General features: G+C 75.7%; 16 protein-coding genes. 9 read left to right on the top strand and 7 right to left on the bottom strand.

Going from position 1 to position 17,498, the window contains the following annotated elements:
* From ABZY91_RS04890 to ABZY91_RS04860, 7 genes are all read right to left on the bottom strand, one after another.
* On the bottom strand, positions 1-764 hold a 764-nt coding region (locus tag ABZY91_RS04890; RefSeq protein ID WP_355399772.1), incomplete at its 3' end, for an enoyl-CoA hydratase.
* A gap of 165 nt (positions 765-929) precedes the next feature.
* The gene (locus ABZY91_RS04885; protein ID WP_355399770.1) at positions 930-1,985 is read right to left on the bottom strand and encodes an enoyl-CoA hydratase/isomerase family protein; all 1,056 of its coding nucleotides are present in this window, start codon (positions 1,983-1,985) and stop codon (positions 930-932) included.
* A gap of 247 nt (positions 1,986-2,232) precedes the next feature.
* Positions 2,233-3,453, bottom strand: coding sequence for a fumarylacetoacetase (gene fahA / locus ABZY91_RS04880; RefSeq protein WP_355399768.1), 1,221 nt, complete (start codon positions 3,451-3,453; stop codon positions 2,233-2,235).
* Positions 3,450-4,352 carry a hypothetical protein gene (locus tag ABZY91_RS04875; protein WP_329949135.1) on the bottom strand — a complete coding sequence of 301 codons (903 nt, stop codon included), beginning with the start codon at positions 4,350-4,352 and terminating at the stop codon, positions 3,450-3,452. Before ABZY91_RS04875 ends, fahA begins: the two co-directional genes overlap by 4 nt.
* On the bottom strand, positions 4,349-5,557 hold the full coding sequence (locus ABZY91_RS04870) for a cupin domain-containing protein (RefSeq protein ID WP_355399765.1): 1,209 nt from the start codon (positions 5,555-5,557) through the stop codon (positions 4,349-4,351). Before ABZY91_RS04870 ends, ABZY91_RS04875 begins: the two co-directional genes overlap by 4 nt.
* 154 nt (positions 5,558-5,711) lie before the next feature.
* The gene (gene hppD / locus ABZY91_RS04865) at positions 5,712-6,926 is read right to left on the bottom strand and encodes a 4-hydroxyphenylpyruvate dioxygenase (RefSeq protein ID WP_329879449.1); all 1,215 of its coding nucleotides are present in this window, start codon (positions 6,924-6,926) and stop codon (positions 5,712-5,714) included.
* A 388-nt stretch (positions 6,927-7,314) separates the two neighbouring features.
* On the bottom strand, positions 7,315-8,790 hold the full coding sequence (locus ABZY91_RS04860) for a phosphoribosyltransferase family protein (RefSeq protein WP_355399763.1): 1,476 nt from the start codon (positions 8,788-8,790) through the stop codon (positions 7,315-7,317).
* A gap of 229 nt (positions 8,791-9,019) precedes the next feature.
* Between ABZY91_RS04860 and ABZY91_RS04855 the strand changes: the two genes are divergently transcribed.
* From ABZY91_RS04855 to ABZY91_RS04815, 9 genes are all read left to right on the top strand, one after another.
* A complete protein-coding gene (locus ABZY91_RS04855) occupies positions 9,020-10,453 on the top strand; it encodes a sedoheptulose 7-phosphate cyclase (RefSeq protein WP_355399761.1) in 1,434 nt (477 codons plus the stop codon).
* On the top strand, positions 10,446-11,171 hold the full coding sequence (locus ABZY91_RS04850; RefSeq protein ID WP_355399759.1) for a cupin domain-containing protein: 726 nt from the start codon (positions 10,446-10,448) through the stop codon (positions 11,169-11,171). Before ABZY91_RS04855 ends, ABZY91_RS04850 begins: the two co-directional genes overlap by 8 nt.
* Positions 11,168-11,599, top strand: coding sequence for a hypothetical protein (locus ABZY91_RS04845; RefSeq protein WP_355399757.1), 432 nt, complete (start codon positions 11,168-11,170; stop codon positions 11,597-11,599). Before ABZY91_RS04850 ends, ABZY91_RS04845 begins: the two co-directional genes overlap by 4 nt.
* Positions 11,600-11,897: 298 nt before the next feature.
* Positions 11,898-13,121 carry a hypothetical protein gene (locus ABZY91_RS04840; protein WP_355399755.1) on the top strand — a complete coding sequence of 408 codons (1,224 nt, stop codon included), beginning with the start codon at positions 11,898-11,900 and terminating at the stop codon, positions 13,119-13,121.
* Between the two features lie 241 nt (positions 13,122-13,362).
* Positions 13,363-13,908, top strand: coding sequence for a hypothetical protein (locus ABZY91_RS04835; protein WP_355399753.1), 546 nt, complete (start codon positions 13,363-13,365; stop codon positions 13,906-13,908).
* Positions 13,905-14,315 (top strand): hypothetical protein, encoded by a 411-nt coding sequence (locus tag ABZY91_RS04830; RefSeq protein ID WP_329879456.1) that lies wholly within the window; start codon positions 13,905-13,907, stop codon positions 14,313-14,315. Before ABZY91_RS04835 ends, ABZY91_RS04830 begins: the two co-directional genes overlap by 4 nt.
* The gene (locus ABZY91_RS04825; protein ID WP_355399751.1) at positions 14,312-15,655 is read left to right on the top strand and encodes an alcohol dehydrogenase catalytic domain-containing protein; all 1,344 of its coding nucleotides are present in this window, start codon (positions 14,312-14,314) and stop codon (positions 15,653-15,655) included. The genes ABZY91_RS04830 and ABZY91_RS04825 overlap by 4 nt, the downstream gene beginning before the upstream one ends.
* Positions 15,652-16,521, top strand: coding sequence for a cupin domain-containing protein (locus tag ABZY91_RS04820; protein WP_355399749.1), 870 nt, complete (start codon positions 15,652-15,654; stop codon positions 16,519-16,521). Before ABZY91_RS04825 ends, ABZY91_RS04820 begins: the two co-directional genes overlap by 4 nt.
* On the top strand, positions 16,521-17,477 hold the full coding sequence (locus ABZY91_RS04815) for an SDR family oxidoreductase (protein ID WP_355399747.1): 957 nt from the start codon (positions 16,521-16,523) through the stop codon (positions 17,475-17,477). Before ABZY91_RS04820 ends, ABZY91_RS04815 begins: the two co-directional genes overlap by 1 nt.
* Positions 17,478-17,498 lie beyond the last annotated feature (21 nt).

Genomic DNA, 17,498 nt, shown 5'->3' with positions numbered 1-17,498 from the left:
GACGCCGGCCGCTTCTCGGCGAACGCCGCCATGCCCTCCTTCTGGTCGGCGGTGGCGAAGACGGCGTGGAAGAGCCGCCGCTCGAAGCGGACGCCTTCGGCGAGGGTGGTCTCGAAGGCGCGGTTGACCGCCTCCTTCAGCATGATGCTCGCCGGCGCGGACATCTCCGCGACCTTCTCGGCCGTCGCCAGCGCCTCGGCCAGCAGCTGGTCGGCCGGGACGATCCGGGAGACCAGGCCGGCCCGCTCGGCCTCCTCGGCGCCCATCATCCGGCCGGTCAGGCACAGCTCCATCGCCTTCGCCTTGCCGACCGCCCGGGTGAGCCGCTGCGAACCGCCGATCCCGGGGATCACCCCCAGCTTGATCTCCGGCTGGCCGAACTTCGCGGTGTCCGCCGCGAGCAGGATGTCGCAGAGCATCGCCAGCTCACAGCCCCCGCCGAGGGCGAAGCCGGCCACCGCGGCCACCACCGGCTTGCGGAGCTCGCCGAGCCGGTCCCACGGGCCCAGCCAGTCGTCCAGGTAGACGTCGGGGAACCGGTTGCCCTGCATCTCCTTGATGTCGGCGCCGGCCGCGAACGCCTTCTCGGAGCCGGTGATCACCAGACAGCCGATCTCCGGGTCCCGGTCGAACGCGGTCGCGGCGGTCACGACCTCGTTCATGAGCTGCGTGTTGAGCGCGTTCAGGGCCTCCGGCCGGTTGAGCGTGATCAGCCCGACCCGGCCCTTGCGCTCGACCAGGATCGTCTCGAAGGTATCGGTCATCGCCGTTGACTCCCTTTTCCACTGCTCGGCGCCGCCGGGGCGCGCTCTGACCACCCCACGATCTCCGAACCGGACCGCCTCGCGCCAGTCTCGCTCCGCGAGACGGTCGTCACGGGCCGCGCCCCGGGGTTCGGGCCGGCGGGTCGGGCGGGTCGGTCCGGCTGTTCAGTCCAGGGCCGGCCCGTCACCCTCACGCGGGGCCAGGAAACGCGCCACGTCCTCCTCGGTGACGGCGGCCAGCGACGCCGGGGACCAGTGCGGGTCACGGTCCTTGTCCACGACCTGCGCGCGGATGCCCTCGACCAGGTCGTGGCCGTCCAGCGCCGCGCAGGAGATCCGGTACTCCTGCTCCAGCACCGCCTCCAGCGACGGCAGCGTGCGGGCCCGGCGCAGCGCCGCGAGCGTGACCTTGACGGCGGTCGGCGAGTTGGCGAGCACCTGCTGGGCAGCCTCCTTCGCCTCCGGGACCCCGCTGCCGAGCAGCCGCTCGACGATCTCCTCGACGCTGTCGGCGGCGTAGCACTCGTCGATCCACGCCCGCTGCCGCGCGAGTGCGGCGGGCGGCGCCGGTTCGGCGTGCGCGGCCACGGCGGCGGTGACCGCGGCCACGGTGTCGAGGCCGTCGGCGGCGACGAGCCCGGCGAGCAGGGCCGGCACCTGCGCCGACGGGACGAAGTGGTCGGCGAACCCGCAGAGCAGCGCGTCGCCCGGCCCCATCGAGGCCGAGGTGAGCCCCAGGTGGGTGCCCAACTCGCCCGGGGCGTGGGCCAGCAGGCGGCTGCCGCCGACGTCCGGCACCAGGCCGATCCGGGTCTCCGGCATCGCCACCACCGAACGCTCGGTGACGATCCGCACCGCGCCGTGGGCGGACAGCCCGACACCGCCGCCCATGGTGATGCCGTCCATCACCGCGAGGTACGGCTTCGGGTAGCGGGCGATCAGCGCGTTGAGCCGGTACTCGTCGCGGAAGAAGGCGCGCGAACCGGCTCCGCCCGCCTTGGCGTCGTCGTGCATCGCCCGGATGTCCGCTCCCGCGCAGAGCCCGCGGTCGCCGGCGCCGGTCAGGACCACGGCACGGACGGCGTCGTCGGAGGCCCAGCCGTCCAGTGCGGCCCGGACGGCCGTGATCATGCCGTGGGTGAGGGAGTTGAGGGCTCTCGGGCGGTCGAGCACGATCCGCCCCACGCCGCCGTCCCGGTAGACCTGTACCTCGTCACTCATCGGGCTCGCTCCCGTCCGTCATCGGTCCCGCGCTGCAAGGTCGGATGGTTTCTCCGGACACGGTACTGGCAGCGGTGACCCCTGAGAACCGACGCGATCATGGACGTCCATGGGCGCCGGTGGACGTCGCCGTCCGGCCGGGCGGTACGGGGTGGGCGGGGAGTCACCGACCGGCGCGAAGGGCGGCACCGGTTGCGTACGGTGCCGCCCTTCGCGGTGGGACGGCCGGTGCGGCCCGCGGGGCCTCCTACGGCGCCACGCGGCCGGTGACCTCGCCGAAGCCGATCCGCGTGCCGTCCGGGCCGGGGGCGGTGGCGGTGATGGTCACCTCGTCGCCGTCCTCCAGGAACGTCCGGGTGGACCCGTCGGGGAGCTTGAGCGGCTCCTCGCCGTTCCAGGTCAGCTCGATCAGCGCGCCGCGGGTGTCCCGCTCCGGTCCGCTGACCGTGCCGGACGCGAACAGGTCGCCGGTGCGCAGCGAGGCGCCGTTGGCCGTCATGTGGGTGAGCTGCTGGGCGGCCGTCCAGTACATCGCGGCGAACGGCGGCCGGGAGACGGTGTGTCCGTTGAGCCGCACCTCCAGCGCGACGTCCAGCGCCCACGGCTCGCCGCCGCGGTCGTCCAGGTAGGGGAGCGGCTCGACGTCCCGGGCCGGCGGGGTGACCCGCGCGTGCTCCAGGGCGTCCAGCGGCACGATCCACGGCGAGAGGGAGGTGGCGAAGGACTTGCCGAGGAACGGGCCGAGCGGCACGTACTCCCAGGCCTGGATGTCGCGCGCGGACCAGTCGTTGACCAGGCAGACGCCGAAGACGTGCTCGCGGAACCGGTCCAGCGGGACCGGCGTGCCGAGCGCGGACGGGGCGCCGACCACGAAGCCGACCTCGGCCTCGATGTCCAGCCGCCGGGTCGGGCCGAAGGACGGGGCGGCGTCGGCGGGCGCCTTGCGCTGGCCGTGCGGGCGGACCACCGGCGTGCCGGAGACCACGACGGTGCCGGAGCGCCCGTGGTAGCCGATCGGCAGGTGCTTCCAGTTGGGTGTCAGCGGCTCCGTGCCGGGGCGGAACATCCGGCCCAGGTTGGTGGCGTGGTGCTCGGAGGCGTAGAAGTCGACGTAGTCGGCGACCTCGAACGGCAGGTGGAGCTCCACCTCCGCGAGCGGCAGCAGCGCCGGGGAGACGGCCTCCCGGAAGGACTCCTCGGTGAGCCAGCGGGTCAGGTCGGCCCGGACCTGGGTCCAGACCGGACGGCCCGCTCCCAGCAGCGGGTTGAGCGATTCCGCGTCGAGCAGCACGGACGGCGCCCCGACGGCGCGGGCGGCCGCTCCAGCGTCGAGGACGAAGTCCCCGATCCGGACGCCGACGCGCCGCCGGCCCGGCCGGTCGGCCGCGGTGAAGACGCCGTAGGGCAGGTTGTGCACGCCGAACGGGGAGTCCTGGGCGCTCACCGGCCGGCTGAGGGGGGTGGTCAACGGTCCTCCTGGGACGGGGAGTCGGGCGAGGTGGGTGGCGAGGTCGACCCGGCCGGCGCGGCGCCGGGCCCGGACAGCAGGCCGAGCGCGGCCAGGTCGTCCAGCGGCTCGACGATGCTGCACGTGCCGAACGCCGTGAACGAGTTCCGGATCGCGGTGATCTGACGATCGGTCAGGTCGCGTACCGACGCTGCCAGGACCTCGCCGGACCGCTCCGCCAGCACCTCGGCGGCGGCCTTCCGGTCGGTCTCCAGGGCCGCGAGCAGGACGTTCAGGAAGCCGTGGTGCTCGAAGCCGGTCGCTTGGTCGGTGTGCCGGACGGCGTGGTGCAGCCCGGCGGTGCACTTGTACGGCAGGCCGCGCTGCGCGCAGCCGGTGAGGAAGCCGGCCAGCTCCTCCTCGTCCGGGAAGGCCCCGGCCACCACTCCGCCGGTGCGGAACTTGGCCCGGTACGGGCTGTCGACCAGGGCGTCCAGCACCTCGTCCAGGCCGTCGCCGCGCAGCAGTTCGCGCGGCAGCTCGACGGCCGCCGGGACGGAGGGCGGCAGCAGCAGGTCGAGCGCGGCGATCGCCTCCCGGGCGTCCCGGGTCGACAGCTCGACCCCGGCGACCTCGAACGGCGCGGCGGCGGTGAGTGCCGGGCCGAGCTCGGAGCTGCCCCCCGGCAGCACCAGGCCGACCCGGAGGGCGGGCCCGGAGCCGACCGTCCCGCCCAGTTCGGCCAGCCGGCCCGCTCCGCAGAGGAACGGGCCGACCGCGTCGGCGTACCAGGCGGTCCGGTGCGCGCGGTGGGCGGGCGCCGCCTCGGCGACCGGCAGGTTCCCCGGCGGGAACACCGCCGCGTCGTCGAAGAGCCCCCGGAACAGCTCGGGGACGACGGACTCCCGGGTGTCGTTCACTGCTGCGGCCCCCGGCCGGCCCAGGTCCAGGCGTAGCCCGGGTCCTCGCTCGCCCGGCCGCCCTCGCCCAGCTCCAGCGGGCGGAACGTGTCCACCATGACCGCGAGCTCGTCGAAGAACTCCGCGCCGATGGACCGCTCGTACGCGCCCGGCTGCGGGCCGTGGGTGTGGCCGCCGGGGTGCAGCGAGATCGAGCCCTGGGCGATGCCCGAGCCCTTGCGGGCCGCGTAGTCGCCGCCGCAGTAGAACATGACCTCGTCGCTGTCCACGTTGGAGTGGTAGTAGGGCACGGGGATCGACAGCGGGTGGTAGTCGACCTTGCGGGGCACGAAGTTGCAGATCACGAACCCGTTGCCCTCGAACACCTGGTGGGCCGGCGGCGGCTGGTGGATCCGCCCGGTGATCGGCTCGTAGTCCCGGATGTTGAACGCGTACGGGTACAGGCAGCCGTCCCAGCCGACCACGTCGAACGGGTGGTGCGGCACGGTGTAGCGGGTGCCGGAGATCCCGTTCGGGCCGCGGTGCTTGACCAGCACGTCGACGTCGCCCTCGGGCGCGGCGTCGGCCGGCAGCAGTTCGGCCGGGCCGCGCAGGTCCCGCTCGCAGTACGGCGCGTGCTCCAGCAGCTGGCCGTACTTGGAGAGGAAGCGCTTCACCGGGGTGATGTGGCTGTTCGCCTCGATGCAGTAGGCGCGCAGCGGCTCGTCGCCGGTCGGCAGCCACCGGTGGGTGGTCGCCCGCGGGATGATCACATAGTCGCCCTGGCCGACCTCCAGCGTGCCGAACACCGTCTCCAGGGTGCCGGTGCCGGACTCCACGTACACGCACTCGTCACCGAGCGCGTTGCGGTACAGCTCGCTGGGCGCCCCGGCGGCGACGTAGGAGATCCGCACGTCGCCGTTGCCGAGGACCAGCCGGCGACCGGCCACGACGTCCGCGGACTTCCAGTCCTGGCCCGCGAACAGCTCGTGCAGCTTGAGGTGGCGGGGGAGCAGCGGGTGGTTGGGCACCGTCGACTGGTCCGGCAACTCCCACGGCACCGCGTTCACGACGGCCGAGGGGATGCCCCGGTGGTAGAGCAGCGAGGAGTCCGAGGAGAACCCCTCCTCGCCCATCAGCTCCTCGTAGTACAGACCGCCTTCGGGTGTGCGGTGCTGCGTGTGCCGCTTGGGCGGGATGCTGCCCAGCTGCCGGTAGTGCGCCATCGTCCTGCTCCTCCCAGACCTTCCTACGGCTCAGCGGTGGCCGGTTCCAGCGGTGCCGGTCCCGCGGTGCCGGTTCCGCGATGGCCGGCCCGGCGGGGTGGCGCCGGGCCGGCGGTTTCCGGCCCGGCGCGTGACACCGGGCCGGGGCGGCACCTCAGAGGTTGCCGCGGCGGTCCTGCTCGCGCTCGATGGCCTCGAAGAGCGCCTTGAAGTTGCCCTTCCCGAAGCCCAGCGAACCATGCCGCTCGATGAACTCGTAGAAGACGGTCGGACGGTCACCGATCGGCTTGGTGAAGATCTGGAGCAGGTAGCCGTCCTCGTCCCGGTCGACCAGGATGCCGCGCTTCTTGAGCTCCTCGATCGGCACCCGGACCTTGCCGATCCGCTCGCGCAGCTCGGCGTCGTCGTAGTACGAGTCGGGGGTGTTCAGGAACTCCACGCCGCGGGCACGCAGCACGTCCACCGTGGTGAGGATGTCGTTGGTGGCCAGCGCCATGTGCTGGCAGCCCGCGCCGGTGTAGAACTCCAGGTACTCGTCGATCTGGGACTTCTTCTTGGCGACGGCCGGCTCGTTGAGCGGGAACTTCACCCGGTGGTTGCCGCTGGCGACGACCTTGGACATCAGGGCGGAGTAGTCGGTGGCGATGTCGTCACCGACGAACTCGGCCATGTTCACGAAGCCCAGGACCTTGTTGTAGAAGGCGACCCACTGGTCCATCTTGCCGATCTCGACGTTGCCGACCGCGTGGTCGAGCGCCTGGAACAGCCGCCGCGGCGAGCCCTCGGGGTGCTTCACCCTGCTCTGCGCGGCGACGAACCCCGGCAGGTACGGGCCGTGGTAGCGGGAGCGGTCGATCAGGGTGTGCCGGGTCTCGCCGTACGTGGCGATCGCGGCGCGGCGCACGGTGCCGTTCTCGTCGGACTCGTCGTTCGGCTCCTCCAGGACCGTCGCGCCCTGGGCCCGGGCGTGCGCGATGCACTTGTCGACGTCCGGGACCTCCAGCGCCAGGTCCACGACGCCGTCGCCGTGCCGGCGGTGGTGGTCGAGCAGCGGGCTGTCCGGGGCGACGCCGCCCGTGATCACGAACCGGCAGGAGCCGGAGCGCAGGACGAAGGCCTTGCGGTCGCGGACGCCCGTCTCCGGACCGGAGTAGGCGACCAGCTCCATGCCGAAGACGACCTGGTAGAACTGGGCCGTCTGGGTGGCGTTGCCGACGACGAACACGACGGCGTCCTGCGCGGTGACCGGGAACGGGTCGGTCGCGGGGTCGTGCTCGACGAGGCCGACGAGGCGGCGGAGCTGCTCGGCGTCGAGACCGGCCTCGCGCTCCTCGGGGGTGAGCTCAAGGGCGTGGGACTGCGGGGTCATCGGTCGTTCCTCCACATTGAGGCCTCGGCATTGAGGCATCCGCTTGAGGCGGCCGCGCCGCGGGGTGGGTGCGAGTGCGGCTGAGCGGAGAGCTTGCTCCAGTCGGGGTGGTTGGGCAACAGGTCGGATTTCCACTGTTCAATGTGTACAAGGTGATCAGGAAATCCCTGGTCCTGCTGTGCAGAATGCCTGGTCTTGGGGGCGGTTTCACGAGTTCTGCGGAACGCCCCCGGGGGGCCGGGGGCGTCGGTCGGGGGCCCCGGGAGCGGCCGGCCACGGTGGGGCCGGGGGCGTCGGTCGGAGCCCGGTCAGGGCCTGGTCAGGGGTGGTGCGGGTCGGTGCGCGTAAGCGGGTCGGCGGGTCGTGGCGGGGGTCGCGGCGGGGGTCGTCAGGCCGGTGCGAAGTGGTCGACGAACCAGACGCGGGCCAGCTCGGCGACCCGGTCGAGGGTGCCCGGCTCCTCGAAGAGGTGACCGGCGTTCGGCACCACCGCGAGCTCACTCTCGCAGCGCAGCAGCTCGCGCGCCCGCCGGTTCAGATCGATCACCGGGCCGTCCCGGGAGCCGACGATCAACAGGGTCGGCGCGGTGACGCGGCCCAGGTTCCCGGCGCCGGCGAGGTCCGGCCGCCCGCCCCGGGAGACCACCGCCCGCACGCCGTCGCCGAGCCGGGCGGCGGTCCACAGCGCGGCGGCGGCGCCGGTGCTGGCGCCGAACAGGCCGAGCGGGATCCCGTCCGCGGGGCCGTCCCGGCCGGGCGGCCCCGCGGACGGGGCGGCGGAGAGCCGGGCGGGCAGGACCGAGGGGAGGTGGCCGGCGACGTCGGTCAGCCGGGCGCCGAGCAGGCCGACGTCGAAGACGTTCCGCCGGTCGGGCTCCTCGTCCTCGGTGAGCAGGTCGAAGAGGAAGGTCGCCAGCCCCGACCGGTTGAGGTAGTCGGCCACGTACCGGTTGCGCGGGCTGCGCCGGCTGCTGCCGCTGCCGTGCGCGAACACCACGATCCCGCGTGCCCCGGCGGGCACGGTCAGCCGGCCGGTCAGCCGGACCCCACCGGCCGCGACGGTCAGCTCGCGGTCCGTGGGGTCCGTGGGGTCGGTGGAGTCCGGCTCGACGCCGCGGTCGGGCCCGGCGGCGGCCCGGGGCCCGGCGCCGACCGGCGTGCCGGCCCCTGCCTCCGCCCGTGCCTCCGCCCCTGCCTCCGCCCCTGCCTCCGCCCGTGCGCCGGCCTCGGCGAGGCGGCGGAGGACCTCGGTGTCCTCGGTCTGCCGGAAGTCGGCGTAGAACTCGCCGATCGCGAAGAACGGCGACGGCGTACCCACGCAGACCAGCTCGTCGGCGACGTCGTCGAGCCGGTCCGTCCAGTCGTCCGGGGCCACCGGGACGGCCAGCACCACCCGGGCGGCGCCGCGGGCCCGGACGATCAGGCAGGCGGCCCGGGCGGTCGAACCGGTCGCGATGCCGTCGTCGACGACGACCACCGTCCGCCCCCGCAGGTCCGCGGGTGGCCGGTCGCCCCGGTAGCGGCGGGCCCGGCGCTCCAGCTCGACGCGTTCCCGGGACTCCACGTCGGCGAGCTGCCGCGCCGTGACCCCGGCCGGCCGCAGCACCTGGTCGTTGAGCACCCGTACGCCGTCCTCGCCGATCGCCCCCATACCCAGCTCCGGCTGGTACGGGACACCGAGCTTGCGGATCACGCAGATGTCGAGCGGGGCGCCGAGGGTGGCCGCCACCTCGGCGGCCACCGGGACCCCGCCGCGCGGCAGGGCGACCACCACGGTGCCGGGGCCGCGCAGATGGCCCAGGAGTGCGGCCAGTCGGCGTCCCGCGTCGGTGCGGTCGGTGAAGTGCGTTCCGGTGACGTGCATGGTGCGGCCTCCGGCTTCCACCGTACGTCGGCTGGGCGGCTGGGCGGCTGGGCGGTCGGTGTGCCGGGGCGGCGGGCCGCGGGGGCGGCCGTGTCCCGGGTGGGGCCGGGACACGGATGGGCCCGGCCGCCCGTGTGGCCGGGACGGCGGGCGGGACAGCGTGGAGAGCGGCCCGGCCGCCCGTCCTGCGTCCGGCCGTGCCACCCGATCCGTGCGAAGGAGTCGACCCGTGTCCATTCCCCACCCCCAGCACCCCGCCGCCGAACCCGCGGAAACCGCCGATGGCGTCGAGAACGCCGCGCCCGCCCTGACCGCCCGCGAGGCCCGGGGCCGCCGCGACCGCCGTGCCGTGCCGGGACCGCACTCCGCAGGTCTCCACGCCGCCGGTCTCCACGCCGCCGGCCACGCCCCCGCGGGCCGGCACGGCACGGCAGCCGGGCACGTCGCCGGCCTGCACGCCACCGGTGACCCGGTGAGCGGCGCCCCGGCCGCCGGCTGGACGGTCGCCACCGCGCTGCCCGTCAGCTACCGGGTCCGCTTCACCCCCGGCGTCCTGGACCCCGGGAACCCCGCGCTCGCCCTGGCCGGCGGACCGCCCGGACGTCGGCTCGTCGTGGTCGACGCCCGGGTGCACGAACTGCACGGACACCGGCTCCACCGCTACCTGACCGCCCAGGGCGTCGAGTACGAGGCACTGGTCCTGCCCGCACACGAGCAGGTGAAGACCATGGACTCGGTGTTCCAGGTCGCCGACCGGATGGACTCCTTCGGCATCTCCCGACGCGGCGAACCGGTCATCGCCGTCGGCGGCGGCGTGCTGACCGACGTCGTCGGCCTCGCCTGCAGCCTGTACCGCCGTTCCACCCCGTTCGTCCGGGTGCCGACCACGCTGATCGGTCTGGTCGACGCCGGTGTCGGCGCCAAGACCGGCGTCAACCACGGCCGGCACAAGAACCGGCTCGGCACCTACCACCCGGCCGTGGACACCCTGCTCGACCCGGCGTTCCTCGACACCCTGGACCGGCGGCACCTCGGGAACGGGCTCGCGGAGATCCTCAAGGTCGCCCTGATCAAGGACCGTGACCTCTTCGAACTCCTGGACCGCCACGGCCGGAGCCTCCTCGACGAACGCTTCCAGGGCCGGCGCGTCGCTGCTGCGGTGCTCGGCCGTGCCGTCCACGGCATGCTGGAGGAGCTCCAGCCCAACCTCTGGGAGCACCGGCTGGAACGCCTCATGGACTACGGCCACTCGTTCAGCCCGACCGTGGAGATGCGCGCACTGCCCGAACTCCTGCACGGCGAGGCGGTCTGCGTCGACATGGCGCTCACCACCGTGGTCGCCCAGCGGCGCGGACTGCTCGACGCCGCGCAGGGCGAACGGATCCTGCGGCTGATGCGGCGGCTCGAACTGCCCGTCTGGCACCCGCTGGTCGAGCCGCTGACGCTCGGTGAGGCACTCGCCGACACCGTTCGCCACCGCGACGGGCGGCAACGGCTGCCACTGCCGTCCGGGATCGGGTCCGGCGTCTTCGTCGACGACCTCGACGCCCGTGAACTAGCCGAGGCGGCAGGCCGGTTGCGTGCCTGGTCGGCGGCGGAGCGCGCGCGGCCGGGGACCGGACAGGCGTTCCGGACGTGGGAGGGGAGTGAGACGCGTGCGTAGCGCGATCGTGGTCGCGGACACCGGCGCGCCGGCCGCCGTCCACGGCGTGCACGGCGCGGCCGGGGTGACCGAGTGGACGTGCCTGGCCCGCCGGGTGGGGCTGACCGGGGCTTGGGAGGCCGTGGAGTGGGCCCGCGTGCCGGTCGGCGGGGTCAGCGGCGAACACCTGCACACCCGGACCCGCGAGATCTACGTGCTGCTGGCGGGGGAGGGCGAGGCCACCCTCGACGGCCGCCCGTACCCGGTCCGGTCCGGTGACGCCGTGCTGACGGCGGTCGGCACCCGGCACGGGTTGCGCAACACGGGCGCGGAGCCGCTGGAGTGGCTGGTGATCGAACTGCCGGCCGACCCGGCGGAGGAGGATCCGGACCGGGCGGGTGACGACGGCGGCCGACGGGTCGGCAGCACGGTGATCACCGACCTGCGGCGGGCCGGGCCGCTGGACCCGTCCGCCGTCATCGGCGGACCGCTGCGCCTGCTCCACCACGCCGAACTGGCGCCCGGCGAAAGCACCGGGCTCGTGGCGGACGGCGCGGAGCACACGGTGTTCGTCACCGGCGGGGGCGGGCGCACGGACGCCGGGAGTGTCCGGGCGCCGCTGCGGCCCGGGACCGCGCTCACCCTGCCGCACGGCACGGCGGCCGGCCTCGCCGCCGGACCGTCCGGACTGGCGTACGTGCACGCGGAGCTGGTCCTTCCGGGCGGTGAGCGGCGATGATCGTCACCGGAACCGGCGGGCCCCGACTGCTGCTGGGCCCCGGCACCCAGCGGGTCCGCACCCGCTGCCTGGCCCGGCGGGGCATGCTGCACAGCGAATGCGAGGCCTTCGAACACGTCCGGCTCGGCCCCGGTGCCTGCTTCGACCTCGCCGGGCGCGAATCCACGGAAGCCGCCTGGTACGTGCTGCGCGGTCCGGTCGCGCTGCTCGACTGCCCCGACCTGCCGCTGCGCCTGCTCGACCGAGGCGCCCTGGTCCTCGCCCCGCACGGGGAGTCCGTCCACCTGCACGGCGGGCCGCTCGGTGCGGAGCTGCTCTGTCTGACCGTCCTGCCGGCGCGGGTCAGCGCCGCGCTGCCGGAGCGGCGGCCGGAGCTCGACGGTCACGGCACGGCAGCCGGCGGACCGCCGACGGCAGGGAGCGACTGACCGGGAGCGGCAGACCGGAGCGGTCGGCCGGAGCGGTCGGCCGGGAGTGCGGGCAGGCCCGGGCCGCCGTCGCCCGTTGCGCCGCCGTCGCCCGTCGCCCGTCGCCCGGCCCGTCCCGTTGCCCGCGCCGTCGGGACCGGTCCCGGTGTCCTCCTCCCGGGCACCGGGACGGGCCGGGACGCTGCACCCGGGCCGGACCCGGGCCCGGCCGGGGCGCGGACAGGCCCGGCGGCTCAGGCGTCCGGGGCGACGGGCGCCGCACGGTGGGTGTGCGATCCCGAACGGGAGGAGGCCCGCCATGCGTAGCAGCGTTCGACTCGACCGGCGGATCCAGGCCGGTGCCGCAAGCATCTCCCTGGCGGTCCGCAGCGGCGAGCAGTCCTGGGACGAACTCGGCGAACGGATCGGCGAGTTCGCCGGTTCCACCGGGTCGGCCGGTTTCGTAGGGTCCGCCGGGTCCGCCGAAGCCGCCGGTCCTGCCGGGTCGGCCGCCTTCCGGTTCGTCCTCGTGACGGACGGTACGGCGCCCGCCGACCTCGTGGCCCGGGTGCACGCGCTCGCCGCCTCCCGGGCCCCGTGCGCGGTCCACGACCTGCGGAGCGGCCCGCTCCCCGACCGGCCCGCTCCGGCCGGCCGGAGCGTCGTCATCGCCGTCGGCGGTGAGCGGGCCTGCGCCGTCGCGGCCGACGTCCGGGTACCGACCGACCTCGCCACGGCCTGCGGACCGGCGCTCGCCCTGCACCGTCCCGCTCCGACGGGCCCGTCCTCCGCGGACCCCGGCCGCGGCGGCGCCGCCGGTCCCGCGCCCGCCCTGGTCTGGGTCCGCGCCGACCGGCTGGCCGACCGCCCGGCCCGGGAGACCGTAGCCGGGACGGTCGCCGTCGTCCGGCACGTCCTCGCCGTCTGCCCGGCGCAGTACTCGCCGCTGGCCGAGGCCCTCGACCCCGGGGCCCGGTACGGCGAGCGGACCCTCACGGCGCTGCTCGCGCTCTGCGCGGACGCCCGCGCCGCCCTGGTCTGCTTCGACCCGTACGAGACCGGCCCGGCCCTCGCCCTCGGTTACGGCCGGAGTCTCGGCCGGGCCCTGCGGACCGCCGTCGACCCGGCGCTCGCACCCGGCGACGCCGACGCCCTGGGCCTGCTCCTCGCCGGCCGGATCGCCTTCCGGCTCGGCCTGCTGAACGGTCCCGCCGTCCGGGCCCACGGCGATCTGCTGGCCCGGACCGGCGCGCCGACCGCCCTGCCCGGCGGCGTGGACACGGACCGCCTCGCGGCAGCCGTCGGCGCCGCAGCCGCCCCGGGCCTGCTGCTCCTCGCCGACCTCGGTCACCCGCACTGCGTCGAGGGCCGGTTGCTCGGCCCGGTGGACGGCAGGGTGCTGAGGGCCGCCGTCGGGAGCCTGGGCGGTCCGGCCGGCCTCCCGCACAGCCGGGCCGCCGCACCGGACGCGCCGCCCGTCCGGGGCCGGCTGCCCGGCCAGGGCCTGCTGCCCCTCCCGGACGCGCTGTGCGCCGCCCGCTGAGCGGCAGACGGGTCCGGTCCGCGGTGCCCGGCCCCGCCCGGCCCGTGCCCGTCGTCCCGACCCTCGTCCCGGCCGCTGTTCCCGGTCCCGTGACCCCCGGGACCGGCGCCGTTCCCGGGCCCGGCCGGGGGCGGGAGCAGGACGGGACCGGGCTCCCGTGCGACCGGGACGGCGGGCGCCACATCGTGGAGATCAGAAGCGGCCCAGCACGGACCGCCGGACAGCAGAAGGAGTCCCCGTCATGACGGGCACCGTCATCACCGACCTCCGCCGACGCGGCGCGGTCGACCCCAGCCGGGTGCTGACCGGACCGCTCCGCGCCGTCGGCCTGCAGTGGCTCGACCCGGGCCGCAGCGCCGAGGTCGTCGCCGAGGGTGTCGAACGCGCCCTCTACATCACGGCCGGTTCGGGCACCGCCACCGCTCCCGGGTCCGAGGCGTCGACGGCCCCCGACTCCGGAATCCCGCTGGTCGAGGGCACCGCCGTGACGCTGCCGCTGGGCACGGGCACCGTGCTCACCGCAGGCACGGCCGGTCTGGAGTTCTTCCACGCCGTCCTCGCCGTCGCCGGGCATCCGGGCCGGGCCGTCGCCCACCCGGCCGCCGGCCGCCCCACCGCCGAACACCGCCCGGTGCACCCGGACCGGCCCGCGCAGGCGGAACACCGCGCGGACCCGGAACCGCCGGAGAACCCCGAGCGCGGTAGCCGTTCCGGCGGCGCCGACCGCCCCGGACATCCGGACCGCCCCGAGAACCCCCCGAGCCCGAAGGGAGGCGAGTCCCGGTGATCGTCACCACCGCGACGGCCTCGGCCGCCGTCATCCTCGGCCCGAACGGCGAACGCGTCCGGCTGCGCTGCCTGGCGCGCCGTTCCATGCTCGCCAGCGCGTGCGAGTCCTTCGACCACCTGCGCCTCAGCCCCGGCGCCCACCACACGCTGGCGGGGCAGCCCGAGGCCGAGACCGTCCTCTACGTGCTGCGCGGATCCCTGCTCGTCGGCGGGACCGCCGACGGGCCCGACCACCTGGCCGTCGACGGCGACCTGCTCCTGGCGACCCGGGGCCGCACGCTCGTGCTGGAGGCCGGCCCGGTCGGTGCGGAGGTGCTCTGCCTCAGCCTCGCGGCGGCCCGCCGCACCACCGCGACGAGGGAATCCCTGGCCCGGCGCCGCAGCGAACGACGGACCCGACCGTGAGCGGCCGCCCCGTCGGTCCGGTGACCGGACCGGTGACCGGACCCGTCACCGGGCCGATCCCGGTGCCGATCCTGGTGCCGAACGCGGTGCCGGTCCGGGGACCGGCACCGTCCCGGGGCCCGGCGGGTGCGTCCGGCCGGGCCATGACCGCCCTGCGGTTCGAGGCGCCGCACCGGATCGCCCTCGCCCGGGTGCCCCGACCGGGGGCACCCGGGCCGGACGCGGTCACGGTGCGCACCTCCCTGGTCGGCCTCTGCGGCACCGACCTGGAGCTTCTCCACGGCACCGCCGCCTACCTGCGGGACGGACGGGCCGGCTACCCGCTCGTCCCCGGGCACGAGTGGTGCGGGACGGTCGTCGAGGTGGGCCGCGACGTCGCCGGGTTCGCGCCCGGCGACCGGGTGGTCGGTCACACGATGGTGCACTGCGGCCTCTGCCGGATGTGCCGGCAGGGCCGCCGTCCGCTCTGCGAACGCCTCACCGAGGTCGGCCTCTACGGTCGCCAGGGCGCCGCCGCCCAGTACGTGCAACTGCCCGAGCGTTCGCTCTCCCGAGTCCCGGACGAGGTACCGGACCGGACGGCGGTGCTGACCGAGCCGGCGGTCACCGTGGTGGCGGGCCTGGAGCAGGCCCGCTGCCGGCTCGGCGACCGGGTGGCGGTGATCGGCACCGGCACGATGGGACTGATCGCCGTCCAACTCGCCGCCCGGCTAGGCGAATCCGTCGACGCCGTCGGCATCGACCCGGCCGGACGGGACCTCGCCCTGCGCTGCGGGGCACGCCGCGCCCTGACCCCCGGACAGGCGCGCACCGCCGGCGCCCGCTACGCCCTCGCCGTCGAGGCGTCCGGTGCGGTCGAGGGGTTCGGGTTGGGCCTGGAACTGCTGGAACCGGGCGGACGGCTCGCCGTGATCGGCGTGGCCGGGCAGCCGTACCCGGACTTCGCCCCCGGCCGGCTCGCCCTGCGTGGACTGGAGGTGATCGGGGTCCGGCACGGTCTCGACCACTACGACCGCACGCTCGGGCTGTTCCGTGACGGCGTGCTGGTGGCGGAACCGCTCATCGCGGCCGTCCTGCCGCCGGCCGCGGGGCCGGCGGCCTTCCGGTTGCTCGCCGAGGGGCGCAGCGGCCCGCCCAAGATCCTGCTCGACTTCGGCCGCGTCGGCGGCCCGACCCCGTTCGTCCCCGGTCCGGCCGGCCCCGGGCGCCGGTCCGCCCCGACCGGACGGCCCCGCCGGGAGCCCCGGTCCGGTCCGGCCACCACGACCCCCACGGTTCCCCCGACTTCCACGGTTCCCCCGACTCCCACGACTCCCCCCGTCCAAGGAGACCTCGCGTGATCCTCGTACCCGCCGCCGTGCCCCGCACGGCCCCCGCGTTCCGCCGACTCATCGACCCCTTCCACCTGCCCTCGGTCCACGGCGGGTTGACCGTCGAGACCCTGCCGCCGGGGGTCCGGGTCGAGCAACACCCCTCCAGGGTGGCCGAGTCGGTGACGGTGGTCCTCTCCGGCCGGATCCGGTCGGCCGGGCGTGTGCTCGGCCCCGGCGAGGGCCTGTACCACCCGCCCGGCAGCTCCTGCGGCATCACGGCACTGCCCGGTGCGCCCGCGGCCGTCCTGACCGTCCGGCCGCGGGCGGTGGCCGACGACCGGCCCGCGCCGCTCCCGTACCCCGTCCCGCTGGGCCCGCCGAGGTCCACCGCCCCTGACGCTCCCACCGCCCCCGCCACTCCTGCCGCCCGGACCGCCCCCGCCGCCGGGACCGTTCCCGCCGCGCGCCGGGCGGGCGAGGCGGGCCCGTCGGGCGAGGCGGGCCCGGTCCTGCGGGAGCCGGGCGCCGCGGGCCGGATCGCCGGTTCGGCGGGGATGGAGGTGCGCTGGCTCGCCACCGCCGACACGGTCGGCGCCCGCCGGCTCACCGTCGCGGCCTCGACCTTCGCGGCCGGGGGCGGCCACGACCTCCACCGCCACCCGCACGCCGACGAGTTCTTCCTGGTGATGTCCGGAGGCGGCGGCCATCTCACCGAGACCGCCGAAGTCCCGCTCCGGGCCGGTGACCTGGTGTTCGTCCCGGCGGGGGAGTGGCACGGGTTCCGGACCGGCCCGGCCGGCCCGACCGCCGCGCTGTACGGCTACCTGGGTGCGTCGAGCCTGACCGGCGCCGGCTACCAGGTCCGTCCGGCCGACGTGCCGGAGGTGGCCTGATGGACACCGGGCACCCCGACCGCGGGGAAGGGCCCGCCGGCGGACGCGGGCGAGCCGCCGCGGCGCCGTCGGTGGCGATCGTCACCGGCGCCAGCTCCGGTATCGGCCGGGCCACCGCCGTCGCGCTGGCCCGGGCCGGCCACACCGTGGCCATCGGCTACCGGACCGACCGCGCCGCCGCCGGCCGGACCGCTGCCCTGGCCGGCGGGCGGACCGTGCTGCTGCCGCTTGACCTGGCCGACCCGGCCGCCGCCGCCCGGGCCGTGCACGGCGCGGCGGACCGGCTCGGCGGGCTCGACATCCTGGTCAACTGCGCGGGTGTCAACCGGCGTTCACCCGTGCTCGACGAGACGTTGGACGACTGGCAGCGGATCCTCACGGTGGATCTCAGCGGCCCGTTCGCCTGTGCCCAGGCGGCTGCCCGCCGGATGGTCCGGCAGGGGCGCGGGGGGCGGATCGTCAACGTCACCTCCGTCCACGAGTTCACCCCGATCGTCGGCGGCGCCGCCTACTGCGCGGCCAAGGGCGGGCTGGGCGAGCTGACCAAGGTGCTCGCCCTGGAACTGGCCCCGTACGGGATCACCGTCAACGCCGTCAGCCCCGGCGAGACCGCCACCCGGATGAACGGCGCGACCGACGAGTACGACACACCCGACGGAGCCGAGGGAGCCGAGGGAGCCGACGGAGCCGACGGAGCCGACCCCGGCACGCCCGCCGACGCCGCCCGGCCGGCCCGGTTCGCTCCTCGTCCCGCCATTCCGGTGGGCCGCCCGGGCCGGGCCGCCGAGGTCGCCGCGGCCATCGTCCACCTGACCGGGCCGGAAGCCGCCTACACCACCGGCATCTCGCTCACGGTCGACGGCGGCCTCAGCCTGATGAGCGCCGTCGCGAACCAGCGCGACGCCGCGCACGAGCGGCCCGGCGACGCCCGGCACCCGGCGGGGCGACCGACCTGACGATCTGACGGCCCGACCACC

This window comes from Kitasatospora sp. NPDC002965 (genome assembly GCF_040611255.1).
In the GTDB taxonomy this organism is placed as follows: Bacteria; Actinomycetota; Actinomycetes; order Streptomycetales; family Streptomycetaceae; genus Kitasatospora.
This window is presented reverse-complemented; position numbering and strand designations above follow the sequence as displayed.

Bases quoted from the DNA above. Each gene is read 5' to 3' on its own strand.
- ABZY91_RS04885 (WP_355399770.1), bottom strand. From the start codon at position 1,985: ATGAGTGACGAGGTACAGGTCTACCGGGACGGCGGCGTGGGGCGGATC.
- ABZY91_RS04870 (WP_355399765.1), bottom strand. From the start codon at position 5,557: ATGGCGCACTACCGGCAGCTGGGCAGCATCCCGCCCAAGCGGCACACG.
- hppD (WP_329879449.1), bottom strand. From the start codon at position 6,926: ATGACCCCGCAGTCCCACGCCCTTGAGCTCACCCCCGAGGAGCGCGAG.
- ABZY91_RS04860 (WP_355399763.1), bottom strand. From the start codon at position 8,790: ATGCACGTCACCGGAACGCACTTCACCGACCGCACCGACGCGGGACGC.
- ABZY91_RS04845 (WP_355399757.1), top strand. From the start codon at position 11,168: ATGATCGTCACCGGAACCGGCGGGCCCCGACTGCTGCTGGGCCCCGGC.
- ABZY91_RS04840 (WP_355399755.1), top strand. From the start codon at position 11,898: ATGCGTAGCAGCGTTCGACTCGACCGGCGGATCCAGGCCGGTGCCGCA.
- ABZY91_RS04835 (WP_355399753.1), top strand. From the start codon at position 13,363: ATGACGGGCACCGTCATCACCGACCTCCGCCGACGCGGCGCGGTCGAC.
- ABZY91_RS04815 (WP_355399747.1), top strand. From the start codon at position 16,521: ATGGACACCGGGCACCCCGACCGCGGGGAAGGGCCCGCCGGCGGACGC.